This window comes from Proteus appendicitidis (assembly GCF_030271835.1).
GTDB lineage: Bacteria > Pseudomonadota > Gammaproteobacteria > Enterobacterales > Enterobacteriaceae > Proteus > Proteus appendicitidis.
Genome location: NZ_CP127389.1, coordinates 2,476,093 through 2,489,473 on the forward strand (window position 1 = coordinate 2,476,093; position 13,381 = coordinate 2,489,473).

Here is a 13,381-nt window from a genome sequence, read left to right on the forward strand (position 1 = left end):
GTATTCGTTTTTAATTTGTTACCTTTTTTAGTATGTAATCTGCGTTACTTTCTCCTTTTTCACACTCAACCGCTAATGACTCATAAAATTTACTAACTGAACGCTTCCATTGATCAATCGTAATTCCTAAATGAGATACGGATTGAAAAGCCTTTGATGCAGGTATTCGCTCATAGCCACGACCAGAGCAACGCTTACAAGGCATACTGACAGCCTCACCAGTTAACCTTAGTGTTTCCTTGTCTATTGCCATACCACGCCCTTTGCAGTCATTGCACGCACAAGAAACATAACCTTTACCGTTACACTTATCACAAGCGCATGACTCGGTGTCATCAATAATGCGAATTTCTTTACCAAAGACTTTTTTAACCTTAACCGCCTTTATCTTAAAGCCTGATCCATTGCACTTTACGCACTCAGTAACACTTGATGCCGATCTGCAATAATCTGCATAAGCGAATTTTGCGAGTATTTGCATTACCTTTCGCTTAACATTCATATCGAGCTTGCGTAAGGCTGGAACCTTATCGCAATGATTCAATGCATGCCGAGTTAAAAGTTGTATCGCTTTCACTTTGTCATTCTGGCTTATCTCCATCTTTCCCGAGAACGCAGAAAAGCCGAATGACTCTTTACTTTGACAATATCCAAAAGCACCCATGACATCAGTGCCGGTTAATCTATCTGGCGATGTTGAGCTAGGCGCATCTGATATTGATGTGGTTTTAGCGAAGTGATATTTAACAGCGCTTTCTAGATTCATCTCGCCTCCGGTAATACTGTGTGATAATCATCATTCGCGGTTGTATATAAAATCCTGACACCATCCATCAGCCCGCTGACTACTTCCATATAGTTCATAATATGCATTACACAGAAGTTAACTCGACCACCTGATTTGGATTTTAAATATCTTGCTTCTTCAATAGCTGCGATTAAGTCAGTGAACATCATCTATCTCCCATATCGTGATATCTAATGAGCCATGATCAACCTTTTCACCTCGACGGATCCGCATATCATCAATCTGGCTGTCATCTCCCCAAAATTCAGCGTGAGTTAACGAATCGAAAACCGCTTTAGGCAAGTTATCGAGGTCTCTTTGTCGTTTATCTGGAGGATTTGCTGTGATGACTATTTTGATGCGGGAAGTGGTTTTGACGTCTAGGTTATGTTGCTTGATGTAATCTGTTACTTGCTTTCGGTAGTTGGTGCCTTTAGTTGAGATGTAATGCCGTCCTCTACAGTGTCGCCAATACGTATTATTGCTAGGTGGCCACGGCAATTTTAGGTGATACTCGTTCATACCTTAATCTTACCCTCCTTGATGAGAATATCCTGAGTGCGAATAACACCTTCTAAATGACATTGCTTTGCGTATTCAGCATCAACATAGTGAGTGCGCCTATCCGATTCATCGTGACAAGCACTACACGCCCAAGCGCCAAAAATATCATTAGGCTTTATTCTGGTACCGCAAATACCAGACATTCGATAATGAGCTAAGACGACAGTTTCAGAGTTACCGTTACACACTCCCGGCATTCTAATTTGGCATTCACGACCTCGAGCTTCTTTGCGTAATTTCGCCATCTCCCTCTCCTTTAATTTTATCCATCACTTCCAAATGAGCGTATTCATCAGTACACTGAGCACACACATAAATTTCATCATCTGTTAGTGGTCTATTGCATGACACGCAGTTCATTGCGAACCCCTTTGAGTAACGAGTCTATTTTCATCAACATCGGATTACCCATGCCTGCCGTGTTTGCCTTATCGACAAATAACAATCCACACATAAAATCATCCAGCACTTTTCTAGGCTTCTTTGCTTCAACTTTCTTTGCTTTTGGGAAGAGTGGAAGGTTAGCCAGACGCTCTTTTTCAAACTGGCTTCTCAGTCTAGTAATTGCATCGTCTGTTACTGCGTAGTTATTGATTGGACGAGTGCGTTTACGACTCTTTTTTTCAACATGCTCTACACACTGGAATGCAAGTAACTTTCTCAGAATAGTTCCGACTCTTGCGGGTGTTAACCCTGTAACAGATGAAATAGTGTTGTGATTAAACGAGATAAATTCACGACCAACCACTATCACTCGCGCATAAGTCCTGTATTGTTCTTCAGTCATGATCACTTCCTGTTTAAGTTATGGCGGTTAATATGCTCACGGCGACTTTCTTCGATAAATCGAACCAACTTCTGAGCTTCTTCTAACTTCTCGTCATACTGCTTTAACTTTTCTTCTGGCGTCATTTTTCAGCCTCCATCTCACTAACCATCCGATCCATATACCAGCGTGCCTTTTTCAAATCTTGGACTGGATTAATTTTCTTTTCGTATCGCCAGACGTATTTTTGTATATTCCCTTTGAGATACCCCAAGAATGCTTCCTTGGTCATGCTGGCTTTTATAGCATCTATGCATTCAATATCACCAGATGCGTAGTGTGGTGGGTTATTTACGTTGTCTGTCATTTTCTCACCTTCTGTTTCAACTCACAGGCGAAAACATTCACTCGATTTTGCTCTCGACTATCAACAAGGTTTGACAACTTAATCATCGTTCTGAATGACGGCCTGAACTCATACGCCTCACCACCAGAAACATTGTGTTGATTGCCATATGCGTAGTATTTATTTTCTTTCCAAACCTCTACTTTTTCACCGCCATCATTAAATGTGATTACGCAATCACGCTCATCAGCAATACTGCATTCGTCGATCAGGTAATTTAGATAATCATCCCACCCTTCAAGGTATGGACGCTGATACATTCCAAATAACCAGCTAGCCCCGCACTGCATGGCATCTAAAATATTTTTAAGTTTCATTCTTCTTGTTTCCTTTTTAATTCCATATATTGAGAGTTATCAGGTATCGTCACGAAACAATTTATACCTACCGCCCAGCGTTCAACCTGCTCCATGAAGTGGAACATTTCACCTGTATCAAGTTTTGATGTTTTTCGAAGTGTCCTTACGCGCTCTGTAAGCTGTGTAGTAACATCAACCATATCGACCACCTCGTAACCTAGGAATGTATGCTTAAGCATCTCCTTAACGTTTTCTGGTGTATAATTGGCGTTGTTCTTACACAGATATTTGCTTATCTCTCCGCACCACATATGAAAGGTGGAATTCTGAGATAGTGAGCGTGTTGACTTCCAAGGCTTGATAATGATTCGGTGTGGTTGGTTTGTTGCTAGAACTTCTTTGAGGTGTTGCCATGCGGTATTTTTGGTTGATTCGTGGAAGAGAAAATCTACTTCCAAGTTAACCTCCTATTTTTTAATCTTCCTTTGGAGCTACCCACATATCAACAATATTTGCCATGTATTGTCCTATAATTTCCTGTTGCTCATCTTCGCTCATAGCCTCCCATTCTGACTCTGTTATGCCTAACTCAGTATCCCCTCGCGCATTAGAGCAATATAAATGGGCGTACAAATGCATTTGCTTATCACTCACTGTTAGCTCTCCTGTTCAATTTATTCAAAGTCGTGTAGCCACCTTGATAGGTTCGAATCGACAATTTCTGTGATTTCTTCTTTCCTACTACGCTTACAATTTATGTAAGTTGCTACGCTGTAAAGTGGATAAAGAAATGGAGTTGATAGCACAATAAACAACATAAAAGACAGCATCAAAATAGTTATTGGTAGCTCTCTAATTTCACTATCTAGCCAAAATAACCAATTACGAGTTTTCATGTATTCCGCGTATGCAGCAACTGTATACGCCATGCAATCAATGAAATTAAAGTCATAACCTGCCACTGTCGCCCAAACTGGCCTGTGAAGAAAGTGCTTAAGCGTTACTGGATATTGTTTGTAGTACCTCATCATTCACCCTCTGGCATTGGTGGGAGTGGCATCCTGACCACCTTTTAACCACAAAGTAACTGCCGATTCATCAGTAATTGCAACCGGACATCTTGCTCCGCATCTCCGGCAACGAACAAATGTATTATGAAATACCTGCATGATTTCCAATTTTTCTGATTCGCAGAAATGACATTTTCTATCTGTCCAATTAGTTCCCTGCATTAGATGCCTCCTCTTAACGTTTTCCATTTCATCTAAAAATCCTTCTTACGCATGTTTTCTCTTTTAGGCTCTGCTCTCATAGCACCTTGAATCTGATCAATATCGAACAGCGTTAAACCTCTTTGTTCGACATATACAGTGCCTGTCTTGCCATGACGATTAAGGCGTAAAATTAACTCAGTCAAAGTGGGATCAGCCTTTTCTTCAAATACAGACTCACGATGTACAGCCATCCAATAATCACAGTCCTGCTCAATTTGCCCTGTATCTCGCCCATCACTTGGCATAGGTCGCTTGTTGGCTCTATCTTCAAGCTTTCGGTTAAGCTGGATAAGTAGCACAACAACGGTATCCAGTTCTTTTGCCAATATCTTTAACCCTTTAGTGATCTCACCATAGGCGATATCATTACGGTCAGCCTTGCCAGCTTTCATCAGCGTTAAGTAATCGACACCAATAAATCCAATCTTTCCAACCTTGCGCTTTAATTTTCTAGCTTCTGACTGGATATGTGCCAATGTCATTGCTGGAGCATCGTTTAGCCAAATGTTTGGGTTGTCTTTCATCTCTGAGATTGCCTGACCAACTAAAGCCCATTCATACTCATCGCTATCCGAACCGTAAAAAATATCAGTGTTAACGTTTGATTTTTGACTAATCATTCGTTCAACGATTTGCTTGTTGGTCATCTCCATCGTGAACAATGCGACACGCTTTCCATCACGAGCTACGTTCTTAGCCATTTCACTCAAGACAGTCGTTTTACCCATTTTAGGACGAGCGCCAATAACAAATAGTGAACCACCGACGATGCCTTTTGGTGCCAGCATCTCATCAAATGACTGAATGCCTGTTTTAAGCCCTGCGTATCGTTCAGGGTTGTTTATTCTGCTTTCAGTTTCGTTAAACCAGTCATCAATAACATCACTGATATTAACTAACCCTGTACTTTTTCCTGACTTACTAGCTTCAGCAACTTGACCTAGCATCACTTGTGCAATTTCAATTTTTTCTTCCAGAGATTGCGTGCTTGGCTCCATGAACATGCGTTGAATTTCTGCCGTCCTCTCAATCATCTGGCGTTCTGCGCTTTTTTCTCGAATAGTTTTAGCGTATGCAAGAATATTTGCGGCTGATGGTGTGCCGTGATTAATTTCTGCAAGATAAGCAAATCCACCAAGCTCTTTCAGAGTTCCCATTTCTTCAAGGCGATTGGTTATTGTGATCAGGTCTATTGGCTGACCAGAATTATTCATTTCACGCATCACTTTGAATATCTCTCTGTGAGTACGTTGGTAGAATGCATCTGGTGATAAGTGACTTAGAACTGTTTGAGATTTATCGCTTTGAGGATCAATCAGGATGGAACCAATAACACTTTGCTCGGCTTCGGTGCTTTGTGGAACTTGATTAAAATTATTTACGATCATTAGCTCTGTCCTCCTTGACGGATGTGTAACATTCATCAGTAATTAAATAATCCAAATTTTTTGCTCTCCAGAATCCACCTCTACCATTCGGACGGCTTTCAGTCATCCAACGGCAATTTGCAGAAATGTAACTTAGATAACCTTTCCAGTTTTCCAGTGTGAACGGTTTATTGTGCTTACTCATGTACTCTGAATTACACTTTTGCCAGAAGGAGCGGATCTTGTTTTTTCTGTTTCCTCTCACGACTTGTATTCTTGCCATTTCAGGAAGTATTTCGTGATAAGCATCGATAATTGCTTGGTAGGGTACTGGTGGTGATTTTTTAGAGTTAATTTTTGATTGCTGGGTATCGTGACTTTCGTCAGAAAGTTCACCAACTACATCTTTAGATGTAGTATTAGTATTATTATTGTATAAGGACAACCCTCGGACATCTTCCGGACACATGCCACCTTCAGCCCTTGATGTATCTGCGTTTGCTCCGGACAATCTTCGGACATCTTCCGGACAATTTTTACCTTGATATTCGTCGTATTTCAGCACTGTAATGATGCTAATTTTATTACTTTTAGCCTCTACTGAAATCATTCCTTTGTTGGAAAAACTCCTTAAAAGCGATCTGATTTTATTGTCTTGTATACCGGTCTCTTTTGTAAGAACCGGTCTGCTCCTCATCATCTGCCCTCTACCAATGACTATCTGACCAACATCAGTATCAATCGTTTCAGCCTGATGGCTTGCGGTCATAATTAAGTGCAACCATAAATGCACGGCTTCTGAGTCTTTCTTGTAAAAATCACACTCCATAATTTTACGGTGCATGAATGCGAACCCCTTACCCGATATGACAGGCTGTTTTATTCGCTCTTGTAGTGCATAAGACACATTACTCATCACTCTTACCTCCTAGTACCTGTTGACGATGTTCAGTGCGTATTTTTGCATCCTCAAGTATTTCTCTTAGGCACTTAACACCATTCTGAGTAACTAGACGATATTCACGAACTCTAGCGTTGTTTTTATGCACAGCACTATGATTAAATCGTTGTTTCATGGTATAATTCCCTTATTCCTAAGCTGTATCAGACAAGAGAAACCTAAATTCCCCTTGTCGTAATTACTGGTTATTGATACAGTGTATTTATTAGTCTAAATGGTTAAGTCCATTTGTTGAGAAGCCTCACCATTCGCAGTGGTTGAGGTTTTTCTTTTTGGTGCTTTGACATGTTCAAGCATCTGAATTAATGCTCTAGCCTCATCACCTTGCAATATCACTGTGTCATCTGGTGTCTCATACCCAATAGCAACTAAAAGCCTTGCACAACGTTGTATGAAGCTTAATTGCGTTTTAGATTGTTGAGATTGCCAGCGAGATATTTGTGATTCGTGAATACCCGTTCTTTTCGCTACTTCTCTAGCGCCAGTAACAAGTATCCCTTTCATGATTTTTGATTCGATTTCTCGAAATTTGCGTTCGTTTGATAGTTCCATTTGTTAAATTCCTTCTTAGATTACTTCCCATATTGGGAACAGCAGTAATGATCCGTGGCTCATTCCATATGATCGGATTGTTTGCTCTGAGAATTTACTCTGAGCGGGTTAGTGATGTTAAAGAGCGAGTGAAGCTAATTTTTATCTTTTACTAAATGCTCAAATGGTATTCCGAATAGTTCGTTGATTTGAGCGTATCTTGCAGGAGGAATACGTCCTTTGTGCTCCCATTGTCTAATGGCTTGATCGCTAATCTTTAGCTTCTTAGCTAAAGCTGGAATTCCACCTGCTTTTTTAATTGTTGTTTCCAATGCATTCATAAAGATATTCCTTTAACTGATTAACAACAAGAAGAATACAAGAATTACTTTACTTAAGCAAGTATTGCTTGTTGGAAAAATAAAAGTGCAACTTGTATATTGAGCGAATGAAAACTATGCGCGAAAGAATCAAGCAAGCTAGACTTGCAAAAAACATGACCCAAGCTGAGTTAGCTGAGTTGGTAGGTGTCTCACCACAATCAGTACAGCAGTGGGAGACCAGTACTGAGCCAAGAAAAAACAGAGTTATTAAAATTGCTGAAATACTTGAAGTTGATACCAATTGGTTATTATTCGGAATAACTGACATTGATGAAAAAAACAAAGTCAGTAGTATTCAAATAAAGCAAGATGGTGAAATTTCAGATAAAAATAACTACAAGGTGGAGATGCTGGATATCCAAGCTAGTGCAGGGCCTGGTGTGATGGTTCTTGATGATTTCATTGAAACAATAACAGCTATTGAGTATTCAGCGGATGAAGCAAAAAGACTGTTTGGTGGTAGATCTGCATCCACAATCAAGATGATCACTGTTAAAGGCGACTCTATGGCTGGAACATTTGAGCCTAGAGATCAAATATTCGTAGATATCACCACTAACTTTTTTGATGGTGATGGAATTTATGTCTTTGTTTTAGATAATCAGCTATATATAAAAAGGCTTCAAAAGCAATATAAGAGGCTGGCTGTTATATCTGATAACGCAAGATATGAAACTTGGTATTTGGAAGAAGACAGCATCAATGGTCTCTACATTCACGCCAAAGTTTTAGTTAGCCAATCTATAAAATACAAATTTCATGGATAGAAATTTATTTAATTATCAGGTGGTAGCTAAATGAAAAATATAGCTTTATTGCTAATTACGGTTGCTTCAATATCTGCACACGCTACTAATAATATTGATCTCACCAATGAAGATGACTTCAAATTGCTAACTACAATCATGAAAACATCTGAGTGCAACACTTACTCTTCTTTATATAAATTTCAGCAAGAAAATAATGTGCCAAATGGGGATGAGTTTATAGATAAATTCATGAGCAATGAGGCAAGAAAGAAAAACAGCACCTTAATTGATATGTCCAGTGATTGTCAGAAAGCACTACTGGATTTCGCAGAGATAACATCAAGCAAAAACTAACAACCTCTCATTTATCCCATCATAGATCCCTCTTTAATGAGGGATTTTTTATGTCCGCAAATCACAAAACCTGCCAAAAGAATAAAAAATTTAAAATTTTTACAAAAAATAACACAAATAAAAACAAGCATTTATTGTTTAAATAAAGATTAACTCAAGTTTAAACACAAGTTATACTTGTTTTAATAAAGCAATGCTTGTATAGTTAATCACATCGAAGGCAAGGAGCCATAGATAAACAAACAGGATGTTCGCTCTTTTACAATTAGGAACGCTCAGAATAAATTTTTAGAGCAACCACTGAGTGGTTTTTGGGATTGGTTATCGCCCCGTTAATCGTGAATGGTAGATAAGTGCGCTACCACCAATCACCAAAGATCACTTAGGAGACAAATATGGCAACAATAACTTTTAAAGAGAACTCAAAAATTCGCAGACGCAGAAAGCAAGGTGAGTTTTTGGCTCGAAAGATAGCTATGAGAAGTCGCTCAGTGGAAGAAATTTGGGATTCAATATTTGGCGTTGAGAAACCAGAACGCCCTGTTCTCTCTCTCAAACCAACAAAGCATTATCCAAGTGGAGATAACTGTTGCTTACCTAATGTAGCGGTATTTTCAGGAGTCAAAACAAAACAGCCGAGCAGTGAGTTCGGGGTTACGGCGAGGGGGTAAAGATGAATAGAGATTATGTGGACCACGCCTGAGTGCAACGGCTGATTTAAATTACAAGCATAGCATCTTTAGCATTATTTAGTTTTAGCTCAAGTTAAGTCAGGACGGCGAATAAAGTGGATAGTTGACAAAGGAAATATAGGGAACCGCGCACGAAGCACGACTATGCGTATCTGGAAGGCTAGCAACAAAGGCAGATAGCTTCCACCCTATGTAGACATGGCGAGTTCCACCACGGGCAAATTAAATCATGCATCAGGTCCATTCTGTGGGCTGTGGTGAGATAACTTTTTTAGACCAATAAACCAAAGGCGATAAATCGGTCTCGCCATATTTACTAAGCACCGTTTGAATCGGAGGATTTATGTAAGTGTTCAAATCTAAACTGAGAGAAAAATAAATATTATGCCAGGATCCTATTCATGGCTTGAATAGCGTTAGCCCATGACGATATATGGGCAACTAACCAGAGCTTATTACCTAGTGGGCTGTGGTGAGTTGATTAATAGATAGGAGCTGCAATGAAATGTAGCAACAAATATTGCCAAGATGGCATTGAATTTATTACCTGTTGCTCCGGTCGTGAATGTGGCTGCATGGGTCAACCAGTAGCAGCAACCAATTGCAAGGAATGTAATAAAGAGAACAGAGAGCCAACAGGCGAACGAGTTATTCAGGAATTGCAACATCTTGAATGGCTTGGTGATTAATAGATAGGAGATAGGTATGAAAACTTTTAAAAATGTAACATTCCTTGGATGTTGCGATAAATGCGATGCAGAACAAGCAACGGTGGAAACTGAAAAAGGTAGCGATAATTGGTTTTATGATGGTGACAAAGTCACTTGCGAAAACTGCGGTCACACTGGCGTTATTGAAGCAGATGGAGAGTGCGCTTGGTGTGTATGGAATGAAGTTGAAGACTAGCATCGTATTTAGTTAATAACGGAGGGAGTATGGCATGCCAATGTTCAAAGTAACTTGCAAATGGAATGGTAAGCCTTGGGAAAAAGATATTGAAGCAGAGAATGAAGGCGATTGTGCAGAGCACATTTATCTATGGGCTGTAATTGGAGCTAAAGCCAATATCACAGAATTAGACATCAAAGAAATACCTCAGCAGTAACCCTCCGCACCAATACCAGATAACCACCCTATCGCTCACCTAGCGAGGTAAAAATGAAATCAGAATATTACATCACTATGCGTGATTGCATGGCGGTGCGTATCACTACGCCTCAAGCACGTAAGAATAAACGTACAAGCCCGTGGTTATTCAGTTTAGCTGTGGTCATTGTGACAACCGTTGGCGTAATACCGACATTTGTAAGCTGAGGTGATTATGCAAATTTCATACAGCTACTCGAACGGAACTTGGGTAGCAGACGGCAAAACAGTCATGGAATTTGACGAAAGTAGCAAGCTTAGTATTGAGACAGGAAGTTTCAGTGAGTTGGCTAAGTTAACGGAAATCGACCCAGTTGAGGCAATGGAATATGCACTCGATTTTGACGATGAATCGCTTGAACGGACTATCAATGCGGTAGGTAAGGAAGCCTTTATTAACAGGGTATTGCGAGTTTCTAAGCTAAGGAGGGTTGCGTGATTACCAACACCTACGGACTCAGAAACGACTGGTACGAACGCCAAATGGAAAAACAGGCGTTTATTGATTCTCAGGAAGAGAAAATATCAGTTGATGAGGTTATGGATAGCCTACCAGAAGAACTACTGTGCATGGATTTAGCAAGGAAGTTAAATCCGGTATTTGAAATTAGCCCTCAAGCACTGGATGCAGTTTTAGATGGAATTAAAACAGCAATACAGATTGGTATAGATAAAGAGGTTTTAGGATGAAACCCGGTATCCATTACGACATTTCAAATGAGGACTATCACCATGGATTAGGAATCAGTAAATCTCAGTTGGATTTAATAAGTGAAATGCCAGCCGAATATATTTGGAGCAAGGAAGCTCCTGTTGATGAAGAAAAAATAAAGGCATTGGATTTCGGGACTGCTATCCACTGTCTTTTGTTAGAGCCAGATGAATACAATAAGCGGTACAAGATAGGTCCCGATGTAAACCGAAGAACCAATGTAGGGAAGCAAGAGGAAAAGGAATTCCTTGATATGTGTGAGCGGGAAGGTATCACGCCAATTACTCATGACGATAACAGGAAGTTGATGCTCATGAGAGATAGTGCAATGGCTCACCCTATCGCAAGATGGTGTTTGGAAGCTAACGGAGTGGCTGAAAGCAGCATTTATTGGAATGATGAAGATACGGACATTCTTTGTCGTTGTAGACCAGATAAACTCATTCAAGAGCACCACTGGATTGTTGATGTAAAAAGTTCCGCTGACATTCAACGATTTGACCGCTCCATGTACGAATATCGGTACCACGTACAGGACTCTTTTTATTCTGATGGATATAAATCATTAACAGGCGAATTCCCTGTTTTTGTCTTTCTCGTTGTTAGCACGACTATCGACTGCGGTAGATACCCCGTTAGAGTTTTCAATTTAGACCAGCAAGCGAAAGATATTGGTCGAACAACCTACAAACAAAATTTAAGAACGTATGCAGAATGCCTGAAAACGGACGAATGGGCAGGCATACGCACATTATCACTGCCCTATTGGGCTAAGGAATTAAGGAATGAGTAACCCACCATTAGCTCAAGCTGACTTACAGAAAACAAAACAAACGCCAGCAGAGGTAACACCAGAGCAATCACTGGTTGCATTTATCAATAAGCCGGCAATGAAAAATCAATTGGCCGCCGCACTACCAAGACATATGACTGCTGACAGGATGATCCGCATCGTAACCACTGAAATACGAAAAAATCCAGAGTTAGCCGGATGTAGTCAACAAAGTTTTATTGGCGCAGTTGTTCAGTGTTCGCAATTAGGGTTAGAGCCAGGCAATGCGCTAGGTCATGCTTACCTACTTCCATTCAAAAAGAACAAAAAGAACCAACAGACTGGTAAATGGGAATTTGCTGGTATGGATGTTCAGCTAATTATTGGTTATCGAGGAATGATTGATTTAGCTCGTCGCTCAAATCAAATAATCAGTATTTCAGCGAGAACAGTAAGACAAGGTGACAACTTCCACTTTGAGTATGGTCTTAATGAAAGTCTGACTCATGTTCCTGGTGAAGATGAAGAATCCCCTATTACTCACGTTTACGCTGTGGCTAGATTAAAAGATGGTGGCGTTCAATTTGAAGTCATGACGCGCAGTCAGATTGAAAAAGTAAGAGCATCAAGCAAGGCGGGAGAAAATGGCCCATGGAAGGATTATTGGGAGGAAATGGCGAAGAAAACCGTTATCCGTCGTTTATTTAAATACCTACCCGTCTCTATTGAAATGCAGAAGGCGGTCATTTTAGATGAAAAGGCAGAGGCTAATGTCGATCAGGAAAACTCATCTGTATTTGAAGGTGAGTTTGAAGAAGTTAGCCAAAGCGCCTAACCACCCTACCCGTTTAACCAAAGGATATAACCATTACTCAGTGCAAGGATGCAAACAGGAGATAGATATGAGCATTAAGCAACTACAGCAACAAATCCATCAGCAAAATAAAGATGCTGGATGGTGGGATAACCCGCGCGAAAAAGGAACGCTGCTCTGCCTTATTCACTCAGAAATCAGTGAGGCAATGGAGGGCGAACGTAAGGATTTAATGGACGATCACTTACCACATCGAAAAATGGCAGAGGTTGAACTTGCTGATGCTGTTATTCGCATTTTGGATTATGCGCATGCTTTCGGCTACGACATTGAAAGTGCAATTACTGAAAAGCTCGAATACAACAAACATCGTGCAGATCATCAACGTGAAAACCGCGCAAAGGAAGGCGGAAAACAATTCTAATTTAACTCGCGGGGTGCGACAGGAGATAGATATGGCAGATAAGCTCAAAGAAGAAATAAGTAGCATTATGGATAGAGCGGCAATGGGTAATGCTACCGTCTGCATTTTAAATCGCTTTGCTAACACCGTTCAAATAGCTGCATTTTTAATTAGCAAAGGCAAAGCAAAAGAAGCTACCGATTGGCTATATGGTGCTTTGGAATGGGATTCTGAGGTTGATATTTTTGGCGACCTGAAAGATAGCGACGGCAATTCAGAAGATGTTCAAACTTGGTTTGATAAGCAGATGGAAGGCGAAATTAGCTTTGCAGAAGCAATAGAATTAATCCGCAAACATTACACCGAACTTGAAAAGCTACGGACAGCTTAATTTAACTCGC

At 40.2% G+C, this 13,381-nt stretch carries 28 protein-coding genes; 13 read left to right on the top strand and 15 right to left on the bottom strand.

Annotation, left to right across the window (positions count from 1 at the left end):
• Window positions 1-10: 10 nt before the first annotated feature.
• The 15 genes from QQS39_RS11530 to QQS39_RS11595 form a co-directional block, all read right to left on the bottom strand.
• Window positions 11-766 carry an antitermination protein gene (locus QQS39_RS11530; protein ID WP_285804570.1) on the bottom strand — a complete coding sequence of 252 codons (756 nt, stop codon included), beginning with the start codon at window positions 764-766 and terminating at the stop codon, window positions 11-13.
• A complete protein-coding gene (locus QQS39_RS11535) occupies window positions 763-954 on the bottom strand; it encodes a hypothetical protein (RefSeq protein WP_285804571.1) in 192 nt (63 codons plus the stop codon). Before QQS39_RS11535 ends, QQS39_RS11530 begins: the two co-directional genes overlap by 4 nt.
• Complete coding sequence (locus QQS39_RS11540) at window positions 944-1,309, bottom strand: RusA family crossover junction endodeoxyribonuclease (protein ID WP_285804572.1); 366 nt, start codon at window positions 1,307-1,309, stop codon at window positions 944-946. Before QQS39_RS11540 ends, QQS39_RS11535 begins: the two co-directional genes overlap by 11 nt.
• Entirely contained in the window at window positions 1,306-1,596 is a 291-nt protein-coding gene (locus QQS39_RS11545) for a DUF1364 domain-containing protein (protein WP_285804573.1), read from the bottom strand. Before QQS39_RS11545 ends, QQS39_RS11540 begins: the two co-directional genes overlap by 4 nt.
• Window positions 1,562-1,711, bottom strand: a complete 150-nt coding sequence (locus QQS39_RS18765; RefSeq protein ID WP_490249868.1) for a protein NinF — start codon at window positions 1,709-1,711, stop codon at window positions 1,562-1,564. The genes QQS39_RS11545 and QQS39_RS18765 overlap by 35 nt, the downstream gene beginning before the upstream one ends.
• Window positions 1,689-2,138 (bottom strand): hypothetical protein, encoded by a 450-nt coding sequence (locus tag QQS39_RS11550; RefSeq protein ID WP_285804574.1) that lies wholly within the window; start codon window positions 2,136-2,138, stop codon window positions 1,689-1,691. Before QQS39_RS11550 ends, QQS39_RS18765 begins: the two co-directional genes overlap by 23 nt.
• A 2-nt stretch (window positions 2,139-2,140) precedes the next feature.
• The gene (locus tag QQS39_RS11555) at window positions 2,141-2,263 is read right to left on the bottom strand and encodes a hypothetical protein (RefSeq protein ID WP_259694431.1); all 123 of its coding nucleotides are present in this window, start codon (window positions 2,261-2,263) and stop codon (window positions 2,141-2,143) included.
• Window positions 2,260-2,484 (bottom strand): DUF3310 domain-containing protein, encoded by a 225-nt coding sequence (locus QQS39_RS11560; protein ID WP_285804575.1) that lies wholly within the window; start codon window positions 2,482-2,484, stop codon window positions 2,260-2,262. The genes QQS39_RS11555 and QQS39_RS11560 overlap by 4 nt, the downstream gene beginning before the upstream one ends.
• The gene (locus QQS39_RS11565) at window positions 2,481-2,840 is read right to left on the bottom strand and encodes a hypothetical protein (RefSeq protein WP_285804576.1); all 360 of its coding nucleotides are present in this window, start codon (window positions 2,838-2,840) and stop codon (window positions 2,481-2,483) included. Before QQS39_RS11565 ends, QQS39_RS11560 begins: the two co-directional genes overlap by 4 nt.
• On the bottom strand, window positions 2,837-3,280 hold the full coding sequence (locus QQS39_RS11570; protein ID WP_285804577.1) for a YbcN family protein: 444 nt from the start codon (window positions 3,278-3,280) through the stop codon (window positions 2,837-2,839). The genes QQS39_RS11565 and QQS39_RS11570 overlap by 4 nt, the downstream gene beginning before the upstream one ends.
• 16 nt (window positions 3,281-3,296) lie before the next feature.
• The gene (locus tag QQS39_RS11575) at window positions 3,297-3,476 is read right to left on the bottom strand and encodes a DUF7167 family protein (RefSeq protein ID WP_202611569.1); all 180 of its coding nucleotides are present in this window, start codon (window positions 3,474-3,476) and stop codon (window positions 3,297-3,299) included.
• Between the two features lie 610 nt (window positions 3,477-4,086).
• Window positions 4,087-5,484 carry a DnaB-like helicase C-terminal domain-containing protein gene (locus QQS39_RS11580; protein WP_285804578.1) on the bottom strand — a complete coding sequence of 466 codons (1,398 nt, stop codon included), beginning with the start codon at window positions 5,482-5,484 and terminating at the stop codon, window positions 4,087-4,089.
• On the bottom strand, window positions 5,471-6,307 hold the full coding sequence (locus tag QQS39_RS11585) for a DNA replication protein (RefSeq protein ID WP_285804579.1): 837 nt from the start codon (window positions 6,305-6,307) through the stop codon (window positions 5,471-5,473). The genes QQS39_RS11580 and QQS39_RS11585 overlap by 14 nt, the downstream gene beginning before the upstream one ends.
• A gap of 327 nt (window positions 6,308-6,634) precedes the next feature.
• On the bottom strand, window positions 6,635-6,976 hold the full coding sequence (locus tag QQS39_RS11590; protein ID WP_036935825.1) for a CII family transcriptional regulator: 342 nt from the start codon (window positions 6,974-6,976) through the stop codon (window positions 6,635-6,637).
• Window positions 6,977-7,110: 134 nt separating this feature from the next.
• Window positions 7,111-7,296, bottom strand: coding sequence for a Cro/CI family transcriptional regulator (locus QQS39_RS11595; protein WP_099660666.1), 186 nt, complete (start codon window positions 7,294-7,296; stop codon window positions 7,111-7,113).
• A gap of 107 nt (window positions 7,297-7,403) precedes the next feature.
• Between QQS39_RS11595 and QQS39_RS11600 the strand changes: the two genes are divergently transcribed.
• From QQS39_RS11600 to QQS39_RS11660, 13 genes are all read left to right on the top strand, one after another.
• Window positions 7,404-8,105, top strand: a complete 702-nt coding sequence (locus tag QQS39_RS11600) for an XRE family transcriptional regulator (protein ID WP_099660665.1) — start codon at window positions 7,404-7,406, stop codon at window positions 8,103-8,105.
• A gap of 30 nt (window positions 8,106-8,135) precedes the next feature.
• Window positions 8,136-8,441 (top strand): hypothetical protein, encoded by a 306-nt coding sequence (locus QQS39_RS11605; protein ID WP_285804580.1) that lies wholly within the window; start codon window positions 8,136-8,138, stop codon window positions 8,439-8,441.
• Window positions 8,442-8,836: 395 nt separating this feature from the next.
• Window positions 8,837-9,112: a hypothetical protein gene (locus tag QQS39_RS11610; RefSeq protein ID WP_087802161.1), complete on the top strand. Its 276-nt coding sequence runs from the start codon at window positions 8,837-8,839 to the stop codon at window positions 9,110-9,112.
• Window positions 9,113-9,633: 521 nt separating this feature from the next.
• Window positions 9,634-9,822, top strand: coding sequence for a hypothetical protein (locus QQS39_RS11615; RefSeq protein ID WP_285804581.1), 189 nt, complete (start codon window positions 9,634-9,636; stop codon window positions 9,820-9,822).
• 16 nt (window positions 9,823-9,838) lie between these two features.
• Window positions 9,839-10,039 carry a hypothetical protein gene (locus tag QQS39_RS11620; RefSeq protein ID WP_285804582.1) on the top strand — a complete coding sequence of 67 codons (201 nt, stop codon included), beginning with the start codon at window positions 9,839-9,841 and terminating at the stop codon, window positions 10,037-10,039.
• A 40-nt stretch (window positions 10,040-10,079) separates the two neighbouring features.
• The gene (locus QQS39_RS11625) at window positions 10,080-10,238 is read left to right on the top strand and encodes a hypothetical protein (RefSeq protein WP_285804583.1); all 159 of its coding nucleotides are present in this window, start codon (window positions 10,080-10,082) and stop codon (window positions 10,236-10,238) included.
• A gap of 53 nt (window positions 10,239-10,291) precedes the next feature.
• Window positions 10,292-10,447: a hypothetical protein gene (locus QQS39_RS11630; RefSeq protein ID WP_171455270.1), complete on the top strand. Its 156-nt coding sequence runs from the start codon at window positions 10,292-10,294 to the stop codon at window positions 10,445-10,447.
• A 118-nt stretch (window positions 10,448-10,565) separates the two neighbouring features.
• On the top strand, window positions 10,566-10,718 hold the full coding sequence (locus QQS39_RS11635) for a hypothetical protein (protein ID WP_285804584.1): 153 nt from the start codon (window positions 10,566-10,568) through the stop codon (window positions 10,716-10,718).
• A complete protein-coding gene (locus QQS39_RS11640) occupies window positions 10,715-10,969 on the top strand; it encodes a hypothetical protein (RefSeq protein ID WP_285804585.1) in 255 nt (84 codons plus the stop codon). The genes QQS39_RS11635 and QQS39_RS11640 overlap by 4 nt, the downstream gene beginning before the upstream one ends.
• A complete protein-coding gene (locus QQS39_RS11645) occupies window positions 10,966-11,784 on the top strand; it encodes a PD-(D/E)XK nuclease-like domain-containing protein (RefSeq protein ID WP_285804586.1) in 819 nt (272 codons plus the stop codon). The genes QQS39_RS11640 and QQS39_RS11645 overlap by 4 nt, the downstream gene beginning before the upstream one ends.
• Window positions 11,777-12,598, top strand: a complete 822-nt coding sequence (gene recT / locus QQS39_RS11650) for a recombination protein RecT (RefSeq protein ID WP_285804587.1) — start codon at window positions 11,777-11,779, stop codon at window positions 12,596-12,598. The genes QQS39_RS11645 and recT overlap by 8 nt, the downstream gene beginning before the upstream one ends.
• Before the next feature lie 67 nt (window positions 12,599-12,665).
• A complete protein-coding gene (locus tag QQS39_RS11655) occupies window positions 12,666-13,001 on the top strand; it encodes a nucleoside triphosphate pyrophosphohydrolase family protein (RefSeq protein ID WP_008915996.1) in 336 nt (111 codons plus the stop codon).
• A 31-nt stretch (window positions 13,002-13,032) separates the two neighbouring features.
• Entirely contained in the window at window positions 13,033-13,371 is a 339-nt protein-coding gene (locus tag QQS39_RS11660; RefSeq protein ID WP_285804588.1) for a hypothetical protein, read from the top strand.
• Window positions 13,372-13,381: the final 10 nt, after the last annotated feature.

Bases quoted from the DNA above. Each gene is read 5' to 3' on its own strand.
- QQS39_RS11530 (WP_285804570.1), bottom strand. From the start codon at position 766: ATGAATCTAGAAAGCGCTGTTAAATATCACTTCGCTAAAACCACATCA.
- QQS39_RS11535 (WP_285804571.1), bottom strand. From the start codon at position 954: ATGTTCACTGACTTAATCGCAGCTATTGAAGAAGCAAGATATTTAAAA.
- QQS39_RS11540 (WP_285804572.1), bottom strand. From the start codon at position 1,309: ATGAACGAGTATCACCTAAAATTGCCGTGGCCACCTAGCAATAATACG.
- QQS39_RS11545 (WP_285804573.1), bottom strand. From the start codon at position 1,596: ATGGCGAAATTACGCAAAGAAGCTCGAGGTCGTGAATGCCAAATTAGA.
- QQS39_RS18765 (WP_490249868.1), bottom strand. From the start codon at position 1,711: ATGAACTGCGTGTCATGCAATAGACCACTAACAGATGATGAAATTTAT.
- QQS39_RS11550 (WP_285804574.1), bottom strand. From the start codon at position 2,138: ATGACTGAAGAACAATACAGGACTTATGCGCGAGTGATAGTGGTTGGT.
- QQS39_RS11555 (WP_259694431.1), bottom strand. From the start codon at position 2,263: ATGACGCCAGAAGAAAAGTTAAAGCAGTATGACGAGAAGTTAGAAGAA.
- QQS39_RS11560 (WP_285804575.1), bottom strand. From the start codon at position 2,484: ATGACAGACAACGTAAATAACCCACCACACTACGCATCTGGTGATATT.
- QQS39_RS11565 (WP_285804576.1), bottom strand. From the start codon at position 2,840: ATGAAACTTAAAAATATTTTAGATGCCATGCAGTGCGGGGCTAGCTGG.
- QQS39_RS11580 (WP_285804578.1), bottom strand. From the start codon at position 5,484: ATGATCGTAAATAATTTTAATCAAGTTCCACAAAGCACCGAAGCCGAG.
- QQS39_RS11585 (WP_285804579.1), bottom strand. From the start codon at position 6,307: ATGCACCGTAAAATTATGGAGTGTGATTTTTACAAGAAAGACTCAGAA.
- QQS39_RS11590 (WP_036935825.1), bottom strand. From the start codon at position 6,976: ATGGAACTATCAAACGAACGCAAATTTCGAGAAATCGAATCAAAAATC.
- QQS39_RS11595 (WP_099660666.1), bottom strand. From the start codon at position 7,296: ATGAATGCATTGGAAACAACAATTAAAAAAGCAGGTGGAATTCCAGCT.
- QQS39_RS11600 (WP_099660665.1), top strand. From the start codon at position 7,404: ATGAAAACTATGCGCGAAAGAATCAAGCAAGCTAGACTTGCAAAAAAC.
- QQS39_RS11605 (WP_285804580.1), top strand. From the start codon at position 8,136: ATGAAAAATATAGCTTTATTGCTAATTACGGTTGCTTCAATATCTGCA.
- QQS39_RS11610 (WP_087802161.1), top strand. From the start codon at position 8,837: ATGGCAACAATAACTTTTAAAGAGAACTCAAAAATTCGCAGACGCAGA.
- QQS39_RS11615 (WP_285804581.1), top strand. From the start codon at position 9,634: ATGAAATGTAGCAACAAATATTGCCAAGATGGCATTGAATTTATTACC.
- QQS39_RS11620 (WP_285804582.1), top strand. From the start codon at position 9,839: ATGAAAACTTTTAAAAATGTAACATTCCTTGGATGTTGCGATAAATGC.
- QQS39_RS11625 (WP_285804583.1), top strand. From the start codon at position 10,080: ATGTTCAAAGTAACTTGCAAATGGAATGGTAAGCCTTGGGAAAAAGAT.
- QQS39_RS11630 (WP_171455270.1), top strand. From the start codon at position 10,292: ATGAAATCAGAATATTACATCACTATGCGTGATTGCATGGCGGTGCGT.
- QQS39_RS11645 (WP_285804586.1), top strand. From the start codon at position 10,966: ATGAAACCCGGTATCCATTACGACATTTCAAATGAGGACTATCACCAT.
- recT (WP_285804587.1), top strand. From the start codon at position 11,777: ATGAGTAACCCACCATTAGCTCAAGCTGACTTACAGAAAACAAAACAA.
- QQS39_RS11655 (WP_008915996.1), top strand. From the start codon at position 12,666: ATGAGCATTAAGCAACTACAGCAACAAATCCATCAGCAAAATAAAGAT.
- QQS39_RS11660 (WP_285804588.1), top strand. From the start codon at position 13,033: ATGGCAGATAAGCTCAAAGAAGAAATAAGTAGCATTATGGATAGAGCG.